At 63.1% G+C, this 7,811-nt stretch carries 8 protein-coding genes and 1 tRNA gene; all 9 read left to right on the plus strand.

The genetic code is table 11. The features are described from left to right. The first annotated feature begins 2 nt into the window (after positions 1-2). The 9 genes from der (at position 3) to DXC67_RS00945 (ending at position 7,799) form a co-directional block, all read left to right on the plus strand. A complete protein-coding gene (der, locus tag DXC67_RS00905; protein WP_117637004.1) occupies positions 3-1,337 on the plus strand; it encodes a ribosome biogenesis GTPase Der in 1,335 nt (444 codons plus the stop codon). Beyond that, positions 1,330-2,013 carry a glycerol-3-phosphate 1-O-acyltransferase PlsY gene (gene plsY / locus DXC67_RS00910; protein WP_117637005.1) on the plus strand — a complete coding sequence of 228 codons (684 nt, stop codon included), beginning with the start codon at positions 1,330-1,332 and terminating at the stop codon, positions 2,011-2,013. Before der ends, plsY begins: the two co-directional genes overlap by 8 nt. Positions 2,014-2,022: 9 nt before the next feature. After that, positions 2,023-3,030, plus strand: a complete 1,008-nt coding sequence (locus tag DXC67_RS00915; RefSeq protein WP_117637006.1) for an NAD(P)H-dependent glycerol-3-phosphate dehydrogenase — start codon at positions 2,023-2,025, stop codon at positions 3,028-3,030. Between the two features lie 18 nt (positions 3,031-3,048). Continuing rightward, a complete protein-coding gene (gene rpe / locus DXC67_RS00920; protein WP_117637007.1) occupies positions 3,049-3,720 on the plus strand; it encodes a ribulose-phosphate 3-epimerase in 672 nt (223 codons plus the stop codon). Between the two features lie 6 nt (positions 3,721-3,726). Next, positions 3,727-4,905, plus strand: coding sequence for a cysteine desulfurase family protein (locus DXC67_RS00925; protein ID WP_117637008.1), 1,179 nt, complete (start codon positions 3,727-3,729; stop codon positions 4,903-4,905). Next, positions 4,902-5,711, plus strand: coding sequence for a Nif3-like dinuclear metal center hexameric protein (locus tag DXC67_RS00930; RefSeq protein ID WP_117637009.1), 810 nt, complete (start codon positions 4,902-4,904; stop codon positions 5,709-5,711). Before DXC67_RS00925 ends, DXC67_RS00930 begins: the two co-directional genes overlap by 4 nt. Then, positions 5,708-6,427, plus strand: coding sequence for a zinc ribbon domain-containing protein (locus DXC67_RS00935; RefSeq protein ID WP_117637010.1), 720 nt, complete (start codon positions 5,708-5,710; stop codon positions 6,425-6,427). Before DXC67_RS00930 ends, DXC67_RS00935 begins: the two co-directional genes overlap by 4 nt. A 3-nt stretch (positions 6,428-6,430) precedes the next feature. Then, entirely contained in the window at positions 6,431-7,642 is a 1,212-nt protein-coding gene (coaBC, locus tag DXC67_RS00940; RefSeq protein ID WP_233503114.1) for a bifunctional phosphopantothenoylcysteine decarboxylase/phosphopantothenate--cysteine ligase CoaBC, read from the plus strand. A gap of 80 nt (positions 7,643-7,722) precedes the next feature. Then, positions 7,723-7,799, plus strand: a tRNA-Pro gene (locus tag DXC67_RS00945). The last annotated feature ends 12 nt before the right edge of the window (positions 7,800-7,811 follow it).

Genomic DNA, 7,811 nt, shown 5'->3' on the forward strand with positions numbered 1-7,811 from the left:
AGATGAAACCTATCGTCGCCGTCGTCGGACGCCCCAACGTGGGCAAGTCCACGCTCGTTAACCGCCTGGCCCAGACCTCGGACGCCATCGTCCATGAGTCCCGCGGCGTTACTCGCGACCGCTCGTATCACACGGCCGATTGGAACGGCCGCGAGTTCACCATCGTCGACACGGGCGGTATCGAGCCGCTCAAGAGCGACGACGTCTTTGCCACGTCTATCCGCGACCAGGCCCTCGCCGCCGCCGAGGAAGCCGCCGTCATCCTGTTTGTGGTCGACGGCCGCACCGGCGTCACCGAGGAGGACGAGTCGGTCGCTCGCATGCTCAAGCGCTGCGACAAGCCGGTCTTTCTGCTGGTGAACAAGCTCGACAACCCCGAACGCGAGAACGACAGCATCTGGGAGTTCTATTCGCTCGGCATCGGTGAGCCCACGCCCCTCTCGGCCCTGCATGGCCACGGCACGGGCGACCTGCTCGACGATATCGTGGCCCTGCTTCCGGAGGAAGAGGACGAGGTCGCCGCTGAGTTCCCCGATGCGCTGAACGTGGCCATCATCGGCCGCCCCAACGCCGGTAAGTCCTCGCTGTTCAACCGCATCCTGGGCGCCGACCGCTCTATCGTGTCCAACATTGCCGGCACCACGCGCGACGCCATCGACACCGTCGTGGAGCGCAACGGCAAGCACTACCGCATGGTCGACACCGCGGGCATCCGCAAGAAGAGCACCGTGTACGAGAACATCGAGTACTACTCGATGGTCCGCGGCCTGCGCGCCATCGACCGCGCCGACGTGGCGCTGCTCGTCGTCGACGCCTCCGTGGGCGTTACCGAACAGGACCAGAAGGTCATGGGTCTTGCCATCGAGCGCGGCTGCGCCATCGTTGTGCTGCTCAACAAGTGGGATCTGCTCGACGACGACCGTAAGCGCGAGGCCTGCATGGAGACCATCGACCGCCGTCTGGGCGTCATGGCTCCCTGGGCCCAGTACCTGCGCATCTCTGCCCTCACTGGCCGCAGCGTCGAGAAAATCTGGGCGATGGTCGACGCCGCCGAAAAGACGCGCTCGCAAAAGATCAGCACCTCGCGCCTCAATACGTTCCTCACCGACCTGCGCGAGTTTGGCCACACCGTGGTGGACGGCAAGCGCCGCCTGCGCATGCACTACGTGACCCAGACGGGCGTCAACCCACCGACGTTTACGTTCTTCGTCAACCACAGCGACTTGATCAACGACACCTACCAGCGCTACGTGGAGAACCGCATGCGCTCGACCTTCGATTTTGCTGGCACGCCCATTCGACTCTTCTTTAGGAAGAAGGAGCAAAAGGATGCATAATCCGATTCTGCTGACCGCCATCTGCGCCGTGGTCTCGTTCTTTATCGGAGCGATTCCGTTTGGCCTGATCTTGGGCCGCGTGTTTAACCACACCGACATTCGCAAGGCGGGCTCCGGCAACATCGGCACCACCAACGCCCTGCGCGTAGCCGGCCCCAAGGTGGCCGCGCTCACGCTGCTGCTCGACTGCCTTAAGGGCGCCATCTGCGTTGTCATCGCCCGTCCGTTCATCGCGAGCGTGGGCTATGGATTTCCGCCGAACATCATGGCGCCCGGAGCCCCCGGCGACTGGATGCTCGGTGTCATTTGCCTGGCAGCGGTGTGGGGGCACATCTTCTCGCCCTACCTCAACTTTCACGGAGGCAAGGGTATCGCCGTGGGCTTGGGAGTCATCCTCGCCTGGTACTGGCCTATTGGCCTGTCGCTGCTGGGCATGTTTATCGTAGCCGTCGCCATCACCAAGTATGTGTCAGTGGGTTCGCTTGCCGCGGCCATCGGACTTCCTATCGCTGCTTGCGCGGTCTTTCCGTACAGCAGCCTGGGCCTCAAGTTATGCATGGCGATGATCGGCATCACCGTGGTGTGGGCCCATCGCTCGAATATCCAAAAGCTCATGGCCGGTAAGGAGTCCAAGCTCTCGTTTACCAAGCGCGTCACCGAGCCCGACGATAAGTAGGAGAGAGTCATGAATGTTGCGCTGATTGGCTCCGGCTCCTGGGGAACCGCCGTCGCCGGCCTTGCCGCCGCGCGAGCCGAGCGCGTGACCATGTGGGCCCACAGCGAGCAGACGGCCGCCGGCATTAACGGCGAGCACCGCAACCCGCGCTATCTGGTGGGATACGAGTTGCCGGACAACGTGGTGGCAACGACCGAGCTCGCCCAGGCGCTCGAGGGTGCCGATGCGATCATCTTTGCCGTGCCCTCCACGCACTTGCGCGACGTGTGCCATCAGGCGGCGCCGTTCATCGCGGACGACGCCCCAGTGCTCTGCCTCACTAAGGGCATCGAGCCCGAGTCCGGCCTGCTCATGAGCGAGGTCATCGCCAGCGAGATCGGCAACGAGACGCGTGTGGCGGCGCTTTCGGGCCCCAACCATGCCGAGGAGATCTGCCGCGGCGGGCTTTCTGCCGCCGTTATCGCCAGCGAAGATCCGCAGGTAGGGGAGACCTTTAAGGACCTGCTCCTATCCACGGCCTTCCGCATCTACCTGTCACAGGACATGACCGGCGTCGAGGTTTGCGGCGCCATGAAAAATGTCATCGCCATCGTGTGCGGCATCTCCGCCGGCTCGGGCGCGGGCGACAACACGCTCGCCCTCATCATGACGCGCGGCCTGGCCGAGATCAGCCGTCTGGTGCACGCCCGCGGCGGCCAGGCCATGACCTGCATGGGACTTGCCGGCATGGGCGACCTCATTGCCACCTGCACCTCCGAGCATTCGCGCAACCGCACCTTTGGCTACGAGTTTGCCCACGGCGTGTCGCTCGACGAGTACCAGACGCGTACGCATATGGTGGTCGAGGGCGCCGTCGCAGCCCGCAGCGTCAGCGAGCTTGCCCGTTCACTGGGCGTAGACATTCCGCTCACCTTTGCCGTGGAGCAAACGCTCTACAACGGTGTTACTTTGGATAGGGCGCTCGAGATTCTCACCGACCGCGTCCCTTCTCAAGAGTTCTACGGACTCACCGACTAGCGCAGAAAGGCTACTACCATGGGTTCCATTAAAATCGCTCCGTCCGTCCTCTCGGCCGACATGGCCAACCTCAAGGGCGAACTCGACAAGATCGTCGGTGCCGACTACGTGCACTTCGACGTTATGGACGGTCACTTTACCGGCAACCTCACCTTTGGCGTTGACATCCTTAAGGCCGTCAAGCGCTCCACCGATGTACCGGTCGACGCGCACCTCATGGTGTCGAACCCCGACGAGACGGTCGATTGGTACGCCGACGCCGGTGCCGACATGATCACCGTGCACTACGAGGCTTCCACGCACCTGCACCGCACGCTCACGCATCTGCAGCAGCGCGGCGTCAAGGCCGGCGTGGTGCTCAACCCCGCCACCCCCGTGTGCGTGCTCGAGAGCATCATCGACGTCGTCGATATGGTGCTGCTCATGAGTGTGAACCCGGGCTTTGGCGGCCAGAGCTTTATCCCGGGCACCATCGCAAAGCTTCACGAGCTCAAGGCCATGTGCGAGCGCCACGGCGTGTCGCCCCTGATCGAGGTCGACGGCGGTATCTCTTCCAAGAACATCGCCGAGGTCGTCAAGGCCGGCGCCAACGTGCTCGTGGCCGGCTCCGCCGTATTTAAGTCCGAAGATCCCGCTGCCGAGGTTGCGCTGCTGCAGAAGCTGGGCAACGAGGCCGCACAGGAGGCATAAACCCTTATGACCGCAGGTCAAAACCGCATACCCGTGAATCTTGACTATGCCGCCTCGACGCCCATGCGCGCCGAGGCGCTCCTTGCGCAGCGCGAGTACGACGACAGCGAGCTTGCCGGCGTCAACCCCAACTCGCTGCATTCGCTCGGCCGCAAGGCTGCCGCGCGTCTGGAGGTTGCACGTCGCGAGATCGCCCGCAGCTTTGGCGCGCGCGTCCGCCCGTCCGAGATTGTACTGACTAACGGCGGCACCGAAGCCAACCAGCTGGCGCTTCTCGGTCTTGCCGAGGGCGCTCGTCAGCGCGATCGCAAGCGCGGTCGTGTAATCGTTTCGGCCATCGAGCACGATTCGATTCTGGACAACCTGCCGCTGCTGCGTGCCTCCGGCTTTACCGTCGACCTGGTACAGCCCTGCCGCGCGGGCTACGTTGAGCCTGCCAAGCTTGTCGAGCTGCTCAGCGACGACGTGGCGCTCGTGAGCATTATGGTCGCCAACAACGAGACCGGCGTGGTGCAGCCCATCCGCGAGCTTGCCGCAGCTGCGCACACCGCAGGTGCCCTGTTCCACACCGATGCCATCCAGGGCTACTTGCATATTCCGCTCGATGTCACCGAGCTGGGCGTCGACGCCATGTCCGTCGCAGCCCACAAGATTGGCGGTCCCGTGGCATCTGGCGCACTCTACCTTAAGAGCCGCACGCCGCTGCGCCCGCGCATCTTTGGCGGCGGACAGGAGGCCGGTCGTCGTGCCGGCACGCAAGACCTGCGAACGCAGCTCGCCTTTGCCGCTGCCGCCTCGTCTCTGACGCCCCATGTGGCTCAGGAGCGCGCGAAGCTGCAAGCCCTTTCCGACAAGCTCTACGCCACGCTTACGGCCCACCAGCGCATTCACGCCACCATGGGCGACTACGCACAGGCCGACCGTCTGCCGGGTATGGTTTCGATCTACATTGACGGCATGGACTCCGAGGAACTCATCATCAAGCTCGACGCCGCCGGCTTTGAGGTGTCGGCAGGCTCGGCATGCTCGAGTGGCAGCATGGACCCGAGCCACGTGCTCAGCGCGATGGGCATCGGCCGCGAACAGGCGCTGGGTGCCTTGCGCATCTCCTTCGATGATCGCGTGAATCCAGGCGATCTGGACGACTTTGCCCAGACGCTGCTCTCGATCGTAGGTGCCGCATGATTGTTGCCGATCTCGCGCGTGCCTTGCTGGCACGCTATCCCAAAGCAAATGCCGAGAGCTGGGATCACGTAGGACTTTCCGTAGGTGACCCTGCCGCCGAGATTACCGGCGTGGCCTGCGCACTCGACGCGACCGAAGCCAACGTGCACCGCGCCCAGGAGGCCGGTGCCAACGTGTTGTTGACGCATCATCCTATCTACATCAAGGCACCCGAGGCGTTTTGCCCGGCGGATGCGTCGCGTCCCCAGTGCAGCGCAGCACTGTTTGAGGCCGCCCGCTGCGGCGTGAGCATTATTTCACTCCATACCAATCTGGACCGCTCGCACGAGGCGCGCGCCTGCCTAAGTGAGCTGCTGGGCGCCGCGCCCGTGAGCTCGCTGGAGCGCAAGGACGACCCCGAGGCCTGCGGACTGGGCGTACTCGCGACCCTCCACGACCCCTGCAGCCTGCACAACCTTGCCGCACGCGCCGCAGCGGCGTTTGGCAGCGACCCGCGCGTGTGGGGCGAGGCCGATCACCCGTGCCGAACCATCGCAATTTTGGGCGGTTCGCTGGGTGACTTTGGCGAACTTGCCATCGCCGCCGCTGCGGATGTCATCGTGACCGGAGAGGCGGGCTATCACGTGGCGCAAGACCTTGCTTTACGCGGGCTGCCGGTGATCCTGCTCGGCCACGATCGCTCCGAGGAGCCGTTCGTGGATATCTTGATGAACTCTGCGGTTGACGCCGGGGTCGACCCCCGTCATGCGATTAAAATACTGAACCCTTGCCAATGGTGGACTGTGACAAAAGGAGAGAACTTATGAGCGCCGGCGCTACGCTACTCAAGCTGCAACAGATCGATTTGGAGCTCGCCCGCAACAAGAGCGAACTTGCCAATATGCCGGAGCTCAAGGAGCTCGCTTCCAAGCGCAAGACCTATGTGAAGCTCAAGTCCGAGATGACCAAGCTCTACGCCCAGCGCAAGGATCTGGACATTGAGCTCGACGATCTCAACACCACCGAGATTCAGACCAACAACGCCATCGAGGCCGCCAAGAAGCGCCACGTGGACGGCTCCGACTACCGCGAGGTTCAGGACCTGGAGAACGAGCTCGCCACCCTGGCCAAGCGCTTGGACAAGATCAAGCACACCCGCAAGGACGTCGTCGTCGCCCATAAGGAAGCGCTTGACCGAGAGGCTCGCGCGCAGGCCATCATCGCCAAGTTCGAGGAGGGTGTGAAGGCCGATACCAAGGCTGCCCGCGCCAAGGCTGCCAATCTGCAGGCTCAGATCGATGCCGCCACCAAGGAGCGCACCGCCCTTGCCGCCACGCTGCCGACCGACGTACTCACCGATTACGAGCGTCTGCTCAAGCAGTTCCGCGGCCTGGCCGTCGAGACCATCAAGGGCAACATCCCCACGGTCTGCCACACCGCGCTGCAGGCATCGTCCATGAGCGACCTCAACCACGACGGTAGCGAGATTACGCACTGCCCGTACTGCCACCGCCTGCTGGTGCTCCCGAGCAAGGAAGCTTAAACGATGGCGGCACCCAACAATTCAATGCAACTTGAGGGAAAAACGATCCTGCTGGGCATTACCGGCGGGATCGCCGCCTATAAGTCGTGCAATATCGTGCGCCTGCTCCAAAAGCGCGGCGCGCACGTCAAGGTCGTCATGAGCGAGCATGCCACTGAGTTTGTGGGGCCGCTCACCTTCCGCGCGCTCACCAATGAGCCGGTCGCGGTTGGGCTATTCGACGACCCGTCTGACCCCATCCACCATATCTCGCTGGCGCAGGAGCCCGACTTGGTGGTCGTGGCGCCCGCGACGGCCAATATCATCGCCAAGATGGCCAACGGCATCGCCGATGACCTCATCTCCACAACGTTGCTTGCGACACCGCGGCCCGTCGTTATCGCGCCGGCCATGAACAATGGCATGTGGAAGGCGTCGGCCACGCAGGCCAATATGGCCACGCTGTGCGAGCGCGGCGTCCGCGTGGTGGGACCCGGCAGTGGCTACCTTGCCTGCGGCGACGTGGACACGGGGCGCATGAGCGAACCCGAGGACATCGTCGAGGCCGTCTGCGAGGTGCTCAATCCCGTGCAACAAGACCTGGCGGGCAAGCGCATCGTCATTACCGCCGGCCCCACGCATGAGCCGATTGACCCCGTGCGCTTCATTGGCAACCGTTCTTCGGGCAAGATGGGTATCGCCCTGGCGGGGGAGGCCGCACGTCGCGGTGCCGCCGTCACGCTCGTGCTGGGACCGACATCGCTCGACGTTCCCCACGGCGTGGAGTGCGTGCACGTACAGACCGCCTCAGAAATGCTCAAGGCAGCGCTGAGCGCCTTCCAGACGGCCGACGCGGCCATTTGCGCCGCCGCCGTCGCCGACTACACGCCGGCGGCCCCGGCGGACCATAAGCTCAAAAAGGCCAACGAGCGCCTGGATCGAATCGAGCTCGTCGAAACGGTCGATATTTTGGCCGAGCTCTCGCGTCAGAAAGGCGAGCGATGCGTGATCGGATTTGCGGCCGAGACCGATAACGTCGTGGAGTACGCGCAGCGCAAACTTGTCCGCAAGGGTTGCGATGTTATTATCGCCAACGATGTCTCGCGCGCCGATTCAGGCTTTGGAACCGACACTAACAAGGCCTGGATTGTGAGCACAACGGGTACGCAAGAACTTCCCGTTCTAACAAAACCCCAGCTCGCAGATACAATTTTGAACTTGCTTCAAAATTTGTAAAAAAGTTCTTGCACAAGTCTAAAGTTTCGGGTTAATATATTCCCTGTTGCGAGCGAGAGCAGAGCAACAAACAAAAGCTTCGGGACGTGGCGCAGCTTGGTAGCGCACTTGACTGGGGGTCAAGGGGTCGCTGGTTCGAATCCAGTCGTCCCGACCAGAAGTTTGCAGG

The organism is Collinsella sp. TF07-1 (genome assembly GCF_003437235.1).
In the GTDB taxonomy this organism is placed as follows: domain Bacteria; phylum Actinomycetota; class Coriobacteriia; order Coriobacteriales; family Coriobacteriaceae; genus Collinsella.

Bases quoted from the DNA above. Each gene is read 5' to 3' on its own strand.
- coaBC (WP_233503114.1), top strand. From the start codon at position 6,431: ATGGCGGCACCCAACAATTCAATGCAACTTGAGGGAAAAACGATCCTG.
- plsY (WP_117637005.1), top strand. From the start codon at position 1,330: ATGCATAATCCGATTCTGCTGACCGCCATCTGCGCCGTGGTCTCGTTC.
- rpe (WP_117637007.1), top strand. From the start codon at position 3,049: ATGGGTTCCATTAAAATCGCTCCGTCCGTCCTCTCGGCCGACATGGCC.
- DXC67_RS00925 (WP_117637008.1), top strand. From the start codon at position 3,727: ATGACCGCAGGTCAAAACCGCATACCCGTGAATCTTGACTATGCCGCC.
- DXC67_RS00930 (WP_117637009.1), top strand. From the start codon at position 4,902: ATGATTGTTGCCGATCTCGCGCGTGCCTTGCTGGCACGCTATCCCAAA.
- DXC67_RS00935 (WP_117637010.1), top strand. From the start codon at position 5,708: ATGAGCGCCGGCGCTACGCTACTCAAGCTGCAACAGATCGATTTGGAG.
- DXC67_RS00915 (WP_117637006.1), top strand. From the start codon at position 2,023: ATGAATGTTGCGCTGATTGGCTCCGGCTCCTGGGGAACCGCCGTCGCC.
- der (WP_117637004.1), top strand. From the start codon at position 3: ATGAAACCTATCGTCGCCGTCGTCGGACGCCCCAACGTGGGCAAGTCC.